The organism is Vibrio olivae (genome assembly GCF_042428525.1).
In the GTDB taxonomy this organism is placed as follows: Bacteria; Pseudomonadota; Gammaproteobacteria; order Enterobacterales; family Vibrionaceae; genus Vibrio; species Vibrio olivae.
On record NZ_JBHMEP010000008.1, the window covers coordinates 132,629 to 149,048 of the forward strand.

15 protein-coding genes and 1 pseudogene are annotated in these 16,420 nt (G+C 45.3%); 10 read left to right on the forward strand and 6 right to left on the reverse strand.

The window, feature by feature from the left end; all coding sequences use genetic code 11:
• Window positions 1-4: 4 nt before the first annotated feature.
• Genes ACFFUV_RS18860 through ACFFUV_RS18880 form a run of 5 tightly spaced genes read left to right on the forward strand, consistent with a single transcriptional unit; the run spans window position 5 to window position 5,008 of the window.
• The gene (locus ACFFUV_RS18860; RefSeq protein ID WP_390195868.1) at window positions 5-1,585 is read left to right on the forward strand and encodes an ABC transporter substrate-binding protein; all 1,581 of its coding nucleotides are present in this window, start codon (window positions 5-7) and stop codon (window positions 1,583-1,585) included.
• Complete coding sequence (locus tag ACFFUV_RS18865; protein WP_390195871.1) at window positions 1,585-2,640, forward strand: ABC transporter permease; 1,056 nt, start codon at window positions 1,585-1,587, stop codon at window positions 2,638-2,640. Before ACFFUV_RS18860 ends, ACFFUV_RS18865 begins: the two co-directional genes overlap by 1 nt.
• Window positions 2,640-3,476 carry an ABC transporter permease gene (locus ACFFUV_RS18870; protein WP_390195875.1) on the forward strand — a complete coding sequence of 279 codons (837 nt, stop codon included), beginning with the start codon at window positions 2,640-2,642 and terminating at the stop codon, window positions 3,474-3,476. The genes ACFFUV_RS18865 and ACFFUV_RS18870 overlap by 1 nt, the downstream gene beginning before the upstream one ends.
• Window positions 3,466-4,311, forward strand: coding sequence for an ABC transporter ATP-binding protein (locus ACFFUV_RS18875; protein ID WP_390195878.1), 846 nt, complete (start codon window positions 3,466-3,468; stop codon window positions 4,309-4,311). The genes ACFFUV_RS18870 and ACFFUV_RS18875 overlap by 11 nt, the downstream gene beginning before the upstream one ends.
• Window positions 4,298-5,008 carry an ABC transporter ATP-binding protein gene (locus ACFFUV_RS18880; RefSeq protein ID WP_390195881.1) on the forward strand — a complete coding sequence of 237 codons (711 nt, stop codon included), beginning with the start codon at window positions 4,298-4,300 and terminating at the stop codon, window positions 5,006-5,008. Before ACFFUV_RS18875 ends, ACFFUV_RS18880 begins: the two co-directional genes overlap by 14 nt.
• Before the next feature lie 76 nt (window positions 5,009-5,084).
• Here ACFFUV_RS18880 and ACFFUV_RS18885 read toward each other — a convergent pair whose 3' ends face one another.
• Window positions 5,085-5,972: a LysR family transcriptional regulator gene (locus tag ACFFUV_RS18885; protein ID WP_390195884.1), complete on the reverse strand. Its 888-nt coding sequence runs from the start codon at window positions 5,970-5,972 to the stop codon at window positions 5,085-5,087.
• 100 nt (window positions 5,973-6,072) lie between these two features.
• On the opposite strand from ACFFUV_RS18885, the gene ACFFUV_RS18890 reads away from it, so the two are divergent.
• Window positions 6,073-6,288 carry a DUF2798 domain-containing protein gene (locus tag ACFFUV_RS18890; protein WP_390195886.1) on the forward strand — a complete coding sequence of 72 codons (216 nt, stop codon included), beginning with the start codon at window positions 6,073-6,075 and terminating at the stop codon, window positions 6,286-6,288.
• A 77-nt stretch (window positions 6,289-6,365) separates the two neighbouring features.
• Here ACFFUV_RS18890 and ACFFUV_RS18895 read toward each other — a convergent pair whose 3' ends face one another.
• Window positions 6,366-6,890 (reverse strand): TetR/AcrR family transcriptional regulator, encoded by a 525-nt coding sequence (locus ACFFUV_RS18895; protein WP_390195889.1) that lies wholly within the window; start codon window positions 6,888-6,890, stop codon window positions 6,366-6,368.
• A 143-nt stretch (window positions 6,891-7,033) separates the two neighbouring features.
• Here ACFFUV_RS18895 and ACFFUV_RS18900 point away from each other — a divergent pair, with 143 nt between their 5' ends.
• Together ACFFUV_RS18900 and ACFFUV_RS18905 are read left to right on the forward strand one after the other, a co-directional pair.
• On the forward strand, window positions 7,034-7,699 hold the full coding sequence (locus tag ACFFUV_RS18900; RefSeq protein WP_390195892.1) for an NAD(P)H-dependent oxidoreductase: 666 nt from the start codon (window positions 7,034-7,036) through the stop codon (window positions 7,697-7,699).
• 323 nt (window positions 7,700-8,022) lie between these two features.
• The gene (locus ACFFUV_RS18905) at window positions 8,023-9,117 is read left to right on the forward strand and encodes an ElyC/SanA/YdcF family protein (RefSeq protein WP_390195895.1); all 1,095 of its coding nucleotides are present in this window, start codon (window positions 8,023-8,025) and stop codon (window positions 9,115-9,117) included.
• A 106-nt stretch (window positions 9,118-9,223) separates the two neighbouring features.
• On the opposite strand, the gene ACFFUV_RS18910 is transcribed toward ACFFUV_RS18905, so the two are convergent.
• Entirely contained in the window at window positions 9,224-9,634 is a 411-nt protein-coding gene (locus tag ACFFUV_RS18910) for a GNAT family N-acetyltransferase (RefSeq protein WP_390195898.1), read from the reverse strand.
• Between the two features lie 282 nt (window positions 9,635-9,916).
• Here ACFFUV_RS18910 and ACFFUV_RS18915 point away from each other — a divergent pair.
• Both ACFFUV_RS18915 and ACFFUV_RS18920 read left to right on the forward strand, forming a co-directional pair.
• A pseudogene (locus ACFFUV_RS18915) lies at window positions 9,917-11,521 on the forward strand (methyl-accepting chemotaxis protein); the annotation flags it as partial.
• A 290-nt stretch (window positions 11,522-11,811) separates the two neighbouring features.
• Window positions 11,812-12,603, forward strand: coding sequence for a CLCA_X family protein (locus tag ACFFUV_RS18920; protein ID WP_390195903.1), 792 nt, complete (start codon window positions 11,812-11,814; stop codon window positions 12,601-12,603).
• 255 nt (window positions 12,604-12,858) lie between these two features.
• Here the strand turns inward: ACFFUV_RS18920 and ACFFUV_RS18925 are convergent, their stop codons facing one another.
• Genes ACFFUV_RS18925 through ACFFUV_RS18935 form a run of 3 tightly spaced genes read right to left on the reverse strand, consistent with a single transcriptional unit; the run spans window position 12,859 to window position 16,395 of the window.
• On the reverse strand, window positions 12,859-14,616 hold the full coding sequence (locus ACFFUV_RS18925; RefSeq protein ID WP_390195907.1) for a M14 family metallopeptidase: 1,758 nt from the start codon (window positions 14,614-14,616) through the stop codon (window positions 12,859-12,861).
• Window positions 14,613-15,467, reverse strand: a complete 855-nt coding sequence (locus ACFFUV_RS18930) for an ABC transporter permease (RefSeq protein ID WP_390195912.1) — start codon at window positions 15,465-15,467, stop codon at window positions 14,613-14,615. The genes ACFFUV_RS18925 and ACFFUV_RS18930 overlap by 4 nt, the downstream gene beginning before the upstream one ends.
• 4 nt (window positions 15,468-15,471) lie before the next feature.
• Window positions 15,472-16,395, reverse strand: a complete 924-nt coding sequence (locus ACFFUV_RS18935) for an ABC transporter permease (protein ID WP_390195915.1) — start codon at window positions 16,393-16,395, stop codon at window positions 15,472-15,474.
• Window positions 16,396-16,420: the final 25 nt, after the last annotated feature.

Below are 16,420 nucleotides of genomic sequence, written 5' to 3' on the forward strand. Positions count from 1 at the left end.
AATAATGAAAACAAGAACTCTCATCTCAATTAGCTTAATGGCCAGTTTGGGTTTCGCCGTGCCGTCCTTGGCGAAAACCCCTAGCAACACTCTCGTGGTTGCGCAATCTTTAGAAGATGTCACCAGTTTGGATCCGGCTCAAGGCTTTGAATTATCCTCTGTTCAAAGTTTTAACAACCTTTATCAACGTCTTGTGCAGTCAAACCCGGAAGATCCTACAGAGTTGCAGCCAACGCTTGCCGAGTCTTGGACAACAACCAAAAACAGCCTAACGTTTACCCTAAAACCACAAGCAACCTTTGCCAGCGGTAACCCGATTCGTCCTGAAGACGTTATCTATAGCTTGTCTCGTGTGGTGAAATTGAACCTAGCGCCGTCTTTTATTCTTACCCAACTTGGTTGGAACAAAGACAATGTCACTAACTTCATTACCAAAGTGTCTGACAACCAAGTGAAAATCGCGTGGGATATGGATGTTGGCCCTCAATTTGTGCTCAGCCTTCTCACCGCCCCTGTGTCTTCGATTGTCGATGAAAAAACCGTGTCTGCACACGCAAAAGACGATGATTTCGGTCACGCGTGGTTGAATATGAACTCGGCAGGCAGCGGACCATTTAAAATCAAGAAATACGTTCCACACCAGATATTAATGATGGAAGCGAATACCAGCTCACCAGCCGGTGCGCCTAACATGAAATATGTGCTGCTTAAGAACGTACCCGATGCAGCAACCCGCCAACTATTACTTGAACAGGGCGATGCAGACTTAGTCCGTAACCTGGGTACAGACCAATACTTTTCACTGCAAGACAAGCCCGGCATCAAGACACTTAATCTGCCTTATGCATCGCTATACTACTTGATGTTTAACGCAGAGAACGCCGATAACCCAGCGATTGGCAAACCGGAATTCTGGCAAGCCGCTCGCTATGCGTTCGATTACAAAGGCATTGCCGATGATCTGATGCATGGTCAATTTGCAGTGCAGCAGAACTTTTTGCCAGTGGGCTTTAATGGCGCATTGACTGACCAACCATACAGCTACGATCCACAGAAAGCGGCACAAATTCTCAAAGACGCGGGCATTGAAAACCCACACTTTAAGTTAGCGGTTTCCAATCAACCGCCTTATCTGGATATTGCTCAAGCACTACAAGCGAGCTTTGCTAAAGCGGGGATTGATGTTGAATTGATTCCTGGTGTCAGTAGCCAAATCGCCACGGATGTGAAGGCTCATAAATACCAATCAACCCTAACCGCTTGGGGGCCTGACTACTTTGACCCACACACCAACGCATCTGCGTTTGCGTACAACCCTGAAAACGGCAGCAAAACCTTAGCATGGCGTGCGAACTGGCATATTCCCGCATTAAATAAACTGACGCTACAAGCGCGCTCAGAAACAGATGCAGAGAAGCGCACAGCAACCTATCAAGAACTGCAGCGCAAAGTTCGTGAGTCGTCACCGTTTGTTGTTGGTTTGCAAAACAAGAAGCTGGTCGCCCTGCGTGATAACGTTGAAGGTTATGTTCAAGGCATTACACCAGAAATGGTGTTCTATAAAAACGTATCTAAATCAGAATAATGACACAATCTAACCCAACTTCCGGCGCTGTGCGCCGGTTTTGGACTGGCCGCCTTCAACCATTGATGAGCGGCTTTTTGTCCTTTTTACTCACCCTTTTCGGACTGTTGGTTTTTACCTTCATCTTGTCACGTGCCGCACCAATTGACCCTGCTTTGCAACTGGTTGGTGACCACGCCAGTGAAGCCACGTATCAGCAAGCACGTCACCAGCTCGGGCTCGACCAACCTCTCCCCATGCAGTTCTTAAATTATTTGGGTCAAATGCTTCAAGGCGATTTCGGGGTTTCACAAATCACTCAGCAACCGGTGGTCAATGACTTAGCTCAAGCGTTCCCTGCCACACTAGAGCTCGCTACAGTCGCGATGTTCTTTGGCGCACTGTTTGGCATTTTTCTCGCTTCATTAGCCGTTTATAAACCGGGAAGCATTCTAGACCACCTTGCGAGACTGATTTCCCTGCTCGGCTATTCGGTTCCCGTTTTCTGGCTTGGTTTACTTGGGCTATTGCTGTTTTATGCCACCTTGCATTGGTCCGCCGGACCGGGGCGTTTGGATGATATTTATACCTACACAATGGAATATAACAGCGGCTTTGTACTCTTTGATGCTGTGCGCACTGGTGACCCGGAAATTATGCTCAACGCTATTGGCCATTTATGGCTCCCGGTGGCGGTATTGGCGCTGTTATCAATGGCGTCAATTACACGCCTACTGCGCGCCGCAATGCTTGAAGAGAGCAACAAAGAGTACGTTATTCTCGCGCAGGCCAAAGGCGCAACGCGTGGACGTATTTTATTTTCTCATATTTTCCCAAATGTACTCGGTACATTGATTACGGTGCTCGCGCTGTCTTATACCAGTTTGCTTGAAGGCGCTGTACTCACTGAAACTGTGTTTGCTTGGCCAGGGCTCGGACGTTACCTGACCAGTGCTCTGTTTGCGTCTGATACCTCTGCTGTATTGGGCGCGACGTTACTTATCGGCACGTGTTTTATCACACTCAATGCCCTTGCAGATGCCCTCACCCGCTGGGTCGACCCGAGGACTCGCTAATGACAACAAGTAATAAAAACCTCTGGCCAACTTGGCTAAACACCTTCAAATTTGGGCTATTTCTGGTCGTATTGTTAGTGCTCGTTGCACTGTGCGCGCCGCTACTAACGCACTATGACCCTAATATTCAAAATATTGCGGATCGTCTGGCACCGCCTAGCCACGAACATCTACTCGGAACAGATCGCTTTGGTCGTGACCTTTTCGCTCGTGTACTTTATGGCGCACGCCCGACTCTCCTGCTGGTTTCTCTGGTCATCATCATTACCGTCCCTATTGGTTTGATCATCGGCATTTGCGCCGGGTATTTTGGTGGCTGGACTGAGCGAATTCTGATGCGCTTAACCGATATCGTTATGTCGTTGCCAAGCTTAGTTATCGCGCTGGCGTTAGTCTCAATATTAGGCCCTAGCTTAATGAATGGCGCATTGGCGTTAGCCTTTACCAGTTGGCCTTCTTTTGCACGTCAGGCTCGAACTGAAACCCTTGCGCTGCGCCGTAGCGATTACCTGGCTGCAGCAAACATGCAGGGAATCCATGGTTGGCGATTAATCATTGGCCACATTTTACCGCTGTGCCTACCCAGCGCGATCGTTCGAGCAGCCTTAAATTTAGGTGGCATCATTCTTTCAGCTGCGGGCCTTGGTTTTCTGGGCATGGGTATTCAACCGCCAGCGGCAGAATGGGGCTCGATGGTCGCCAGTGGTAGCCGAGTGATCTTCGACCAATGGTGGGTGGCAGCGGTTCCCGGCTTTGCCATTCTATTTGCGAGCTTAGCGTTTAATCTGCTGGGTGATGGTTTACGAGACAAAATGGATCCACGTCATGGCAAGTAATCAAACCTTAATCGATATAGAAAACTTAACTATCTCTCTCGATAACGGCCAACGTCTGGTGAAAAATCTGAGCTTTAAAATCGGTCATGAACGTGTTGCTTTGGTTGGAGAGTCGGGCTCAGGGAAATCACTCACAGCGAAAACACTGATGGGATTACTTCCTAACGCATGCCACGTCACGGCGGATAAACTGGAAATGCTTGAAACGCCGCTGCTTAACCTCTCCCAAAAACAATGGGGACAATTACGCGGACGAAAAGTGGCGATGGTTTTGCAAGACCCAAAATACGCACTGAATCCGGCGCGTACCATCGGAATGCAAATCGAAGAGCCGCTGGTTCTTCACCAAAAAATGAGCCGCAAGGCGCGTATCGAAAAAGTCGAAGCCATGATGATCGCCGTGGGCTTGCCGAACCCGGAGAAATTGCGCCACTCTTATCCACACCAACTTTCCGGCGGCATGGGTCAACGAGTTATGCTGGCGATTGCGCTCATCAATGACCCTGAGCTATTGATTGCCGACGAACCGACTTCCGCATTGGATCATGAGATGCGTGATCAAGTACTTGAGCTGATCTTTTCGCTGGTAAAAGAACGCAATATGGGGCTATTGCTGATAAGTCACGACTTACAGCAAGTCGCCGATTACAGTGAACGGGTCTTGGTGATGTATCAAGGTCAACTGGTCGATGAACTCAAAGCCAGTGAACTCGCTCATTCAACGCACCCCTACACTCAAACTTTGTGGTCATGTCAGCCTCACATCGATAAACGTGGAGCACCATTACCTGTATTGGATCGTGATGTATTGGAGAAACGTTATGGCACTGCTTGAACTCAATAATGTCAGTGTGACACATGTTCAGGGGCACCAACAAAACACGGTTGTCCATGATGTCAATTTCGCCGTCAATCAAGGTGAATGTTTTGGCCTAGTTGGCCCATCAGGCTGCGGAAAATCCTCACTGTTGTGGGTACTGGCGGGGTTGAACGCTCATTGGCAAGGGTCGATCCGCATGCTCGACCGAGTATTAACTCCGGGCCAAACCTTCAAAGGGGATTTGCGTCGTGAAGTACAAATGGTATTTCAAGACCCATACGCCTCGTTGCACCCAAAGCATCGACTGCGACGTACCTTGGCAGAACCACTCAAAAAACTCGGTGTTGAGGATATTAACGATCGTATTGAGCAAGGGTTCAAACAAGTCGGTTTAACCTCTGCAATGATTGACCGTTATCCTCACCAGCTTTCCGGCGGACAACGTCAGCGAGTTGCTATCGTTCGCGCTTTATTGCTAGAGCCGAAATTACTTTTACTTGATGAGCCCACATCAGCGCTTGATATGTCCGTACAGGCCGAAATACTGAACTTACTCAATGAACTTAAACGCGAACATCAACTCACGATGCTATTAGTCAGCCACGATCCAAACACCATCGACTACATGTGTGATTCCGCGGTGATGATGAAAGCGGGCCGCATAGACCAATATCGCGACTATTCTGCTTTCGCTTTACCTGTCAACATCTAACGTTAAAGTGACAGTCCTCTAAAGGGCTGTCACTACTGCATCCACCACAAACTAGACTGACTAATCTTAAACACCATCAAGCGTGCATAGTAAACCAGGGCTGCGCCTTGAGAAATTCTATCAACGCCTCACGAAACGTTTTCGCCCGCGCGGACAATGTGCGTTTTTGAGGCCAAAGCAATGAAATCTCTCGTGGAATACCGCTCCAGTCCGGGAGAACTCTTGCCAATTCACCACTTTCGATCTCCTGATACACCATACTCAGCGGTAACAGTGCAATCCCCGCTCCCGCTTTCACCAAATTTAAGGTCATCGTCATGTCATTACTAATATGACTGTGCTTTTTATTCAGTAATCGCTCTTCCTCACCATTGGTTAATCGCCATTCACTAAATAACGATGCCGCGATGCTCGGCAAACAATCTAATTGATTTAAATCATTAGGAAAACGATCAGCAACCGCTGCCGACACCACGAGCACAGGCGTAATTGTTCCCAGTTTTTTCTGGATTAACGATGAATTTTGTTGAGGCCCAGAACGAATTGCAATATCCACTTGATTGGAAATAACATCATCATTTGGATCGCTCAATAAGATATTTAGCGAAATACTGTCGTTATCTGTAACGAACTGAGACCAAAACTCATCTAATGGTCCACTGCCAATATTGGTAGGCGCCATCACCCGTAGTTCCCCTTCAAGACTATTGAGTGATTTATCTAAATTGACTAATCGTAAATCTAATTCATAAATAAAATCAGCGGTTTCTTCATAATATGCTTGGCCTGATGGTGTAAGCGTTAAACCTCGATTTGAACGATGAAATAATTCACAACGCAGTTGTTGCTCTAATTCATGAACACGCCTAGATACGGTTGCGATAGTCATTCCCAATTCGCTGGCAGCACCGGTTAAGCTACTTTGTTCCGCAGCACTGATAAATACTTTAAGATTGTCGAGCATGGCTTTTCAAATATGTAAATAAGGCTATTAATATTGACTCTACAATACAAATATGAAAATCGATAGGGTATGACCAACCTTCTCAAACAGAGCACACTAAATGAAACATAGATTTATCTTTGCCATCTTAATGTCGTTTGTATTGACGTTTTTCATGTCCGCCTGGGTGACATATTTGAATGTTGGCTTTATCCAAGGCTTTACCGATTATTGGATGTCCGCTTGGTTTCTTGCGTGGCCAGCGGCCGGCGTTATTTCGTTCATCTCTGGGCCAAGAATCCACCAATGCGCGCAGCAAATATCACAAAAACTTTAACGTGTTAGCTGTAAGCCTTGCCGCTGTAGGCAACACAAAAGAGCCGGCATATCTGGCTCTTTTGTGTCCAAGGCCATTTAATCAGTCTCAGATAATAACGGGATTAACAGGGCTTTCGCGCTTTCTATCGCAGTCACTCCCAGAATAGGCCAGCTTTGAACAATCCCTTCATGAATTAAAAGCAGTGTCGATCTTCGCTCAACCAGTTGTGTCACGGTGGCCATTTTCTCTGTCACATCTGTTTTATGCTGTTCGAGCAAATTTCGAATCGGCTCACTATGTGGGTAGGAGACTACCGCATTGTGAAATAAGCATCCTTCAGACACACTTTCATCCATCCAGCGACCAACTCGATTCAATAACTCATCGGCTATCTGTTGGCGATTACCTGATAACCCTTCAAACAAATAAGCAAGATAGCGTGAATGACGGTGTTCAAGCGCCATGATGATCATCGCTTCTTTTGAAGGACAATATTTATACAGCGTCCGCAAGCTGACATCTGCTGCGAGTCTCAATCCGTCAACACCCAACTCGGTAAAACCGTGTTCAGCAAACGCGCGTTCAAGCCCAGCTGCAATTTTTTGTTGTGTTTTATTCATGTTTGACAATGTAAAACGATCTCTCTACCATTTCAAGTAGAGTGTTCGTTTTACTTTTTGCAATTCAATCAAAAAACCATTGATGGATTGCCAATTTGGAGGAATGAATCGCCACATAACACATGACATTGAGGAGAAAAGCGATGAACATATTAACGGTATTTTCCCATCCATATCGCGATAAATACCCAGGCGCAGTAATGGATGCTTTCCATCAACCGATAGCCAACGCTGGCCACCATATCGATATCTTAGATCTTCACCGCGAAGGTTTTGACCCTCGTTTTACTGAAGCGGATCATGCCTGTTTTTGGGGTGGAGACCTACCGGCGGAGATACACAAGATGCAACAACGAGTCGCCAAAGCAGATCAACTTGCCTTCGTGTTTCCCATCTATTGGTGGAGTATGCCCGCCTTGATGAAAGGTTGGATTGAACGAGTATTTACAGGCGGCTGGGCTTATCAGTATGGAAAAGGGGTTGAAGATCGAGGCCAAGCACCGCTTGATGGATTACTGACCAACATTCCTACAACGCTGATTGGCGTTGGTGGTTCGAAGAAAACCACTTATGATAAATATCGCTATGATGACGCAATGAAAATCCAGATCGATCTTGGCATTTTTGCCTATTGTGGCGTCACTGATGTCGAAAGTCATATTATTTATGATGTTGAAGGCGAAGTGAATGCACTCAACCGCGAGCAAGGATTAAAAATGGCAAATCAAATAGGTAAAGCGTTTACCTGCGCCGAACGCCAGCCAAAGAATGTTAAACAAGCGTTTTTAAATGGAGACTTATTCCAATGATGCGGTAACGCGTGTTTTACCGTTCACCCTAGAAAATAGAATAAAACCAGTCTCGTTTACTGTTCAGTAACGGGGCTGTTTTAAGCCTTAAAAATCCTCCTAAACATAAACTATTATCCACAACAAGACGTAAAGCCTATCTATTCATCCAGTTATTTTTCTTGATGAATTTTGTCCTTATCACGAATCAAAGTTAGCGTTAGAACTCACCTTAAATTATAAAACATTAATAATTTTATAACTTTTTGCTAGATCAATCACAATGAACCTCATATTTATTTTGATATAAAAAATATGTTATCACACACCATAAAGGACTATTCATGACCAAACATTTACTTGCTGTTCTCTTGTCAGGGTTCGTTACCGCTTCTATTTCTGTACATGCTGTTTCTCAAGATCAAATCGCTATCGATTCAACAAGCAACTACGCACAATACACAACCAAACGTCAGGTAGTTGATCAACTACTAGAGGATGCAGTGGTCGCCTTCAAATCTCCTGCCCGGGTTTCGGATGCCGGATTCACTGCCAAAATGCCCACCAACATGGAAATCGTAACCAATAAGCTATTAGCGGCTTATGAACTTGAACCCTATCGCACCGACCTGTTGATTTCAGCGGCCAACGCGCAGATCTACAATAAAAATGTAGATAACGCTGTAGCCCTATTCGAACAAGCTTTATCAGCGGCTCCAGATGATGTCGACATACACTCTTATCTTGCAGTTTGGTCTCACTTTAACGGCGATGATGCTAGCTCTAACGAGCATATGGATGCTTTATCAACATTGGATCCTGGCAGAAAAGCGGATTTAGACAAAATCTTTTCTACTGTCGAGCGTGTTATCAAAACACCGTTAACAGAAACCGCATCCATTCCCGATGATGGGAATAATGCAATTGTGACCTTGGGGTATGCACTGAATCCCGATGGGTCTATGAATGATATTTTAATTCAGCGCTTAGAAACAACACTCAAGCTAGCAAAAGCACATCCTAAAACCCTTATTATCGTTACTGGTGGCGTACCTAAAAATCACAAAACCGAAGGTAAATTGATGGCGGATTGGTTGACTTCAAAAGGAATCAGCGCCAATCGCATAATAGAAGAAAACTACGCTACCAGTACCGTAGGCAATGCACTTTATAGCAGCTACGCACTGGCGAGACATCATATTTCTCATGCGACAATTATTAGTTCTGCTAGCCATGTCAGACGAGGACAAACGCTATTTGAAATAGCCAGTTGGCAGACAGGTCCACAAAACATTACCTTTGACACTGTCGCATATCCTGACAAACCACTTTCTGAGCTTAAAACTGCTTCTTCCTCAGAGTTATTAGGTATTTACCGTGATGCTTTAAGAACCTATGGGATGTGGAGTTATCGCTCATATCCATTGGAATCACGCTGAGATTAATCACCAAGTAATTGAAGCGATGAGTGGCCATCCTATGGTCACTCTCATTACCTAGTCACTGTTTCAAGTAACATGAAATATTGATGGAGGAAAAACTCGGCTAATCACGCCAACAAACCGACATTTTGTAATACGCTATGCCCGATTTCTCAAATTCTGGCCCATCAACCTCAAGCCCGAACCTTTGATAGAAACTGAGGGCTGTGGTTCGCGCATCACACCAAAAATAGTGCACGTTGAAGTGCTGCAACGTCGACATAACATGCTCCAGCACCTTTGAGCCAATACCTTGGCCCTGATATTGAGGCAAAGTCGCAAACTTTCTTAATCTCGCTTCACGACCATTAATATAAATTGACGCCACGCAGACCAACTGGTTATCGACAAAGGCACCATAGTGAGTGGCGAACTCGTCCCCTTCAACACTACAAAATGAAAGTGGCTTTTCAGGCCAAAGCACTTGATGACGAATCGGTAAAACCTCTACGGCCGTAACTTGCTGTATTTTCATCTTGCCTCAAACAGATAATGTCGGATTAAGGTAAACTTTAGAACAGCCTACCATGAGAAAACCTTTTCCTAATTTTGTCCGAATTTTAATAATTTAGCACGTACCTCAGCAAGCGCTTTCTCTGGCTCTTTCCGCTTACGCTCACGGTTAGTCATTTTGCTGACTTTGCCACTCACTCTCACCCTGCAAACGTAATCGGATCATCTATAGTTATTAGAACTTATTTACTCAATACGTTTAGTCACAAAGACAGGGCAAGGTTCTATGCGCGACATAAAAATTGGCAAACTACTTCTTGGTGGATTCATCATTCCCGTGATAGCTCTTCTTGTCATGGTTTGGATATCCATCACTCAGATGGGCACCATCAATCATCAATCGACTGTCATCTCGACTAATTGGTTACCCTCTGTACAACTGATTGAGCGTATCAATACGTTAACCGCCGACTTACGCAACCATGAGTCAGTGCATATTATTTCTACCGACAGCCAGCAGATACAAAAAGCAGATCAAGAAATACAATCGGTAAAAACGGAGGTTCAACAAACACTCTCAGAGTATGAAAAGCTGGTTTCTAGTGACCAAGAAGAGCAGCTTCTTCAGGAATTTAAACGTAAATATTCTGAGTATCTAAACATTCAAAAGAACCTATTAGAACTCTCCGAACAGAATAAAAACCAACAAGCAAAAGACTTATTCTTAGGTACTTCAAGAGAGGCTTATCAAGAATACTCCGCGGTATTGGTAAAATTATCCGACTTAAATGAAAATTCAGCAGCACAAGCCAGCAACTACGGGGACGTGCTGTATGACGAAGCCATTCAATTAATGGTTTGGGTCGTCATTGCCGTGACGATTGTCGTCATTTTCACTGGCTTTTTTATTTCCCGCCACTTAACCAGCGCCATTACGTTAATTCAAGATGCCATGACCAAGATGGCGGAAGGTAATCTTACGATTCGCATCGAAGATCTGGGCAAGAATGAATTAGGCATTCTCGCTGAGAGCTACAATAAGACCGCTGTTAAATTGTCCGATTTAACCAGCGAGTTGGTTTCCGTTGCCGACAACGTGGCATTATCTTCAGAAACCCTCGCTTCAACGATGGACCAAGCCGACACTAATTCTCAAAATATGTTATCGCAAGTCGAGCAAATTGCGACCGCACTTAACGAGATGTCGAGTACGGCTTTAGAAATGAGCCAAAATGCCGCCAATGCGGAGACCGCCGCAGGGGAAGCCATGAGCAATGTTGAAAGTGGCAATAAGTCACTAACCGAATCCAATCAAATTTCAATCAAGATTGGAGAGTCGATTAGTGAAGCCACAAACTTGGTTAACCAACTGAAAGAATACTCTACGGAGATTGGTGCTGTGATAGAGGTCATCAACAGCATATCAGAACAAACGAACTTACTGGCACTGAACGCCGCGATTGAAGCTGCCCGTGCAGGCGAAGCTGGTAGAGGTTTTGCCGTGGTCGCCGACGAAGTTCGTTCGCTAGCAGCCAAAACTCAGCAATCAACGATCGACATTAAAGAAATTATCGATAAGCTTCAAACGCAAGCAGAAAAAGCCGATCAATTTATGAACTCGAATACCAAATTGATTGATGACTCTCAACAGATTGCCAACAGCGTGCAACAAGCATTTAAAAAAATCATTGATTCCGTTACCACCATTTCCGATGTGAATACGCTGGTCGCAACAGCAGCGAGTGAGCAGTCTAGCGTCACAGAAGATATTTCGAGCAATATTTCTTTAGCCGTTGATATCGTCAATCAAAATGTATCGGGTATTGCAGAAAGTACCAAAGCGAGCAAAGCGCTTGCCAGTGAATCTGACAATCAAAAACGTCTTCTTAGCGTATTCATTGTTCGATAATGTTTACTGTACGTTAGGCTCAACCCCAGAGAAAACCAACCCATGCGGTTGGTTTTTTCATTGCCAAGCCAGCAATGTTCCAACTTCATCAGTGATATCACCCCATAGCGTCACAGCGTGCAATTAAACAAGTGACAATGTAACCGAACCGCACAACACTTTCCTTATAGAGAAGTTAAAAAGCGGTGTACACACCTCCACGTCACTTATCGATTCATGTACAATTGCTTTTATGAGATTGAATGTCGCATGCCATAGCCGTTCACTGAGCAGGCACCTTAGGAAATACCTTGCAGTTAACCCATTTTAAACACAAGACTCGTCATGGTCCGGATTACCGTCATGGTGAGCAAGTCTCGTTTATCGATATTCGAGATACATTTGGGATGGGAAGTATTCGCGTTGGTAACTGGGTCAACGCGGAAGAAAAAGCGCTCGCAGCTAATCTAATATTCGACTCTTTGGCTGACCTTGCCTACTTATTAGCTCTGCCACCGAGCGCTATTGGTCTACGTGGTACTTTGAATTTGGCGTTTGGTACTGGCGGTCGTAAAGGTGTTCAGGCTCACTATGCACCGAATCAACGTGAATTAGCGCTGGCAAAAAACGCGGGCGCAGGTGCGCTTGCTCATGAGTTTTGGCATGCCTTTGATCACTACATTGCAGACAAGGTCTTTGATATCGGTGACAGATCCGGCCCACAGAGAAAAATTTTGTTTGCCAGCGATTGCTGGTTAAAAGATGTTGACCACTCCCCTCACCCTTTAAACCAAAGATTGCTTGCCATTTTTGATGCCACTTTGCTCAATGAAAGTGGGCAAGATAAGCATGACTATGTATCACGTAGTGTCAACGCCGATAAAACTCTTGGTACGCGTTATTTTTCACAACCCACAGAAATGATGGCCCGAGCATTTGAAGCCGTCATTGAATCATGCTCAGGCATTGAAAACCGCTATTTAGTGTCAGGGACAACGCAGCCTGCAAGCATGGATTTATATCCTGATATCGCGCATCGGCATACCATTTATACTGCTTTTCAGGCTTATTTTCACCCACTTGGATCGGCATTAAGTCGTTAGTTTGACCTGTTTTCAGCGGCTCAAATGATAAAGCTCAACAGCAGTGAAACGATGAGCCCCACCAAAAAGCTCGGCGGGTGAAAACCTCGCTTCGATGATGAATCATATTCTTTTTGTGGTTCTTCCTGAAAACTTTTCTTGGCGAGTTCTTTGATATAGGTGTTTTGCATCCTTTGCTCTCTCCCTGTTGATTTAAGCTCAGGATAAAACCTCAAGCTAAGTTGAGGTCAACACGCTATCGTCTATTTTTAACACTTAACATTCAGCAGAGGTCATAGCTTGAAAAATGCGATACGCCGCTAACACGGTTTCCATCTGAGTTTCGTGCCCCTGTATAAAATCGTCACCGTATATCGTTTCGTCAGGATATTCAGTAATCAGATGCAATGGAAAGTCCGGATTATCAACACCAGATACAAAACATGGAAAGCCATTAATCATACGAAACCCCGTTTCTCCCGCGTGCTGCTCATACAGAGCAATTTGTTGGCGGTTCATCTCAATCACATCAGTACAGACTTGCAATTCACGAGTAACGGCATCAATAAACCGCTCAGCAAATTGCGGCCAATCGCCTTGATGACTATGACGAATAACCAGAAAGAAACCTTTGGGAATCGTCCACATATCAAAGCCTTGAGGCACGTACCCCGAAAATGGACGCGTCCATTCGTGACAAGGGTAACCATGTAAATTGACATGTAACTGCGCACCAGTCATGGCTGCTTGTTGGCGAATCTCTTTTTCATAAAAAGGCGCCACATGGCGATATTCAAGGTCATCGCCGAGCGCGGTGTAACGCGCGGCGTGATGCATATGTAGCGGATTGTCTTTGATAAATGCCTGATATTGAGCGTAACCGTCCGGGTTATCCAACGGTGATAAGACTAAATGTGCAGTTTCACTGGCGAGCAATCTTTTTGCCGCGCGCAGCGCGCCGACCACACCAGTCGACTCATTCGCATGCTGTCCACCTGTCACCAAGATTGGCCTATCACTACCTCGAAAGTACCTTGCATTGACGGTGTTGCCAGTCACCGTTGGCGCCTTTACGGCTTGCCCACCAAGCGCAAGTAATTCAGCGTTAACTTGTTCAACCGATATTGGCCGTGTTGCGCGCTCCAAAGCCTCCCTTTCATGAGTTTCACTGCTGATTGAATAAGGTTTTAGTTCGATGTCAATATGGTAGCGCTCATCGGTCGAGTCAGTAATCACCGGAACGATCTGACCGGGCTGACAATCTCGAGCTGTCGCGTCTTTTCCTTCCCGCCACTTAAAATACTCTTGAATCGAAAAGTACAAATCTTCATGCAGCGCCTCTTTTAAGCTAATCACTTCATGTTCATAACCAAGTGGTTCGTCTTGTACCGGAACCTTAATGTTGAGTTCCAAACGCTGAAAATAAGGCGATTGGGACGGCCATTCATGCTGCTTTATGCTTTGCATAATAGTGATGAATGTCTGCTCGTAATCACTCACAAAAGGCAGATGATGAACAACATTTTTTTGCGCATCAGTGAAAGTGATCCAAGACGTTGGTGATAACTGCTCAGTCTCCATCGCATCACATCTTAACGTATTCGGTGCAAATACCGAGTACCGCGCGGTGTTGCGCGACACATCAGTAATGACCACCTGATAGTGGTCACTTGATGTCTCGCTGGCGATGAAATTCACCTTGTTCGCCTTTATCATTGCAGCTAAAGGATAGGCTTCTAATAGAAAACGTTTAGTTGATGTAGAGGGATGGATTGGATATTCAATCGTCACACACTCAAATGGTGTGCTGGCCTCATTCAGTTTTTCTAAAAAGAAATGGACCAGTGGCTTATATGCACTATTCACCTCGGCATCGAAACCGAGATTTCGCAATTCGTGTTCAATACAATGGCGGCTTATCTTGTCGTTAAACGTCCAAATTTGGAGTTTTCCACCTGAGTATTGATTCAGTTGAAAGTGCTCAACCCATTGATTTAGCGAGGTTTCAATGGTTGTCGATAATATTCTACTCATTTAGCGGTTCTCCCCATTGGATCTAATGTGTCTCTTAGCCAATCTCCTAAAAGATTCAACCCTAAAACGGTCAATAAAATCGCCATTCCTGGAAAGAAACTCACCCACCACGCGGTTTGTATGTAGGTACGTCCATCCGCCAGCATTCCACCCCAACTCGGCGTAAGAGGATCAACGCCTAATCCGAGAAACGTTAAACTGCTTTCTAACAAAATGTTATTGGCGACGTTAAGCGTCATTAGCACAATCACTGGGCCAATTAGGTTTGGTAATAGATGTTTAAACAAGATATTGAAATTACTCACGCCAATCGCCTTTGCTGACTGAATAAATTCTCTATCTCGCAGTGAAAGAACAGAGCCCCTAACCAACCTTGCGTATTGAACCCATTGAGAAATAATCAATAAGATAATCATATTGGTTAAGCCGCCACCCACAATGGCAATGAACGTAATCGCTAACAGAATAAACGGCATCGCCAACTGTACATCGGCAAAGCGCATTACCACCGTATCCCAAAATCCTCGGTAATAACCTGCGACTAACCCCATGACGACACCAAAACCAACAGCGCCAAGAACAGAAATAAACCCAACTTGCAGTGACACAGTCCCCCCTGAAATCACCCGAGCCATTACATCACGCCCAAGAGGGTCAGTACCAAATGGAAACGAAGCGTCGGTAAACGGGGCCAGAAGCCGAGCGGTTAAGTTGATTTTATCTGCCGCGCCCTGAAAAATAACGTCAGACATTAAGACCAGAAGCATCATTCCTATGGTGAGAATAAAGCCCAAGATAAACTCTAAATTTTTATAACGGGTGAACCGTCCTTTATAAGCAGCCGTCGCCATTTCTTCACTCCGTTCTTATTCTTGGATCAATCAGGCCATAAGCCACATCAACAAGTAAGTTGACGCCAACAATCAACATCGATAACACGGTGATGACCGCTTGTAATACTGGGTAATCGCGCGCACTTACAGCGTCAAATGCTAAGGTTCCAAGTCCTGGCCAATTAAACACTTTTTCAATCACCACAATGCCACCCAGTAAGCCGCCAAACTGAAGCCCAAAGTAAGTAATCAGCGGAATTGCGCAATTTCTCAGTGCGTGCTTATACAACACCTTGGTTTCACTCAATCCTTTGGCTCGAGCTACCATAATGTATTGAGACTGAAGCGTTTCAAGCATCGCAGTGCGAACCAGACGAACATTCGTCGCTGTAAGGATCACCGCCATCGTAAACGCCGGCATAATGAAACTTTCGATACCGTCCATGCCACTTGGAGGCAGCCACTGCAAAGTGACGGAAAAAATCAGTACCAACATCAGTGCTAACCAAAAGTTGGGGAAAGACAGGCCAATCAAAGAGGTAACGCGAATAAACTGATCGATCCACCGACCTTTGGATACCGCGGCTTTAATCCCTAGCGGGATTGAAAGCAAAATAGACACAATCATTACTGCAAACGCCAGCAGGACTGTGGCAGGCAACGAGATTTTGATCAGTGAGGACACAGGGGTTCCCCCCATAAAACTGTGGCCAAAGTCTCCTGAAAACAGGCCGATGAGAAACTCCGCGTATTGCGCCCAAAACGGTTTATTCAGCCCCATCGACTCACGAATTAGCGCCAAATCGGCTTCAGTCACACTGCCTGCACCTTGCGTAAGCATCAAAGCAGGATCACCCGTCATACGAATCGCCCATGCGACCAGCACGGTAATTGACAGCAGCACGAAAACGGCTTGAACGAGTCGTTTAAGCAAAAAATTGGTCATGAAGTAGTCCTTAGATGAGAAAGTG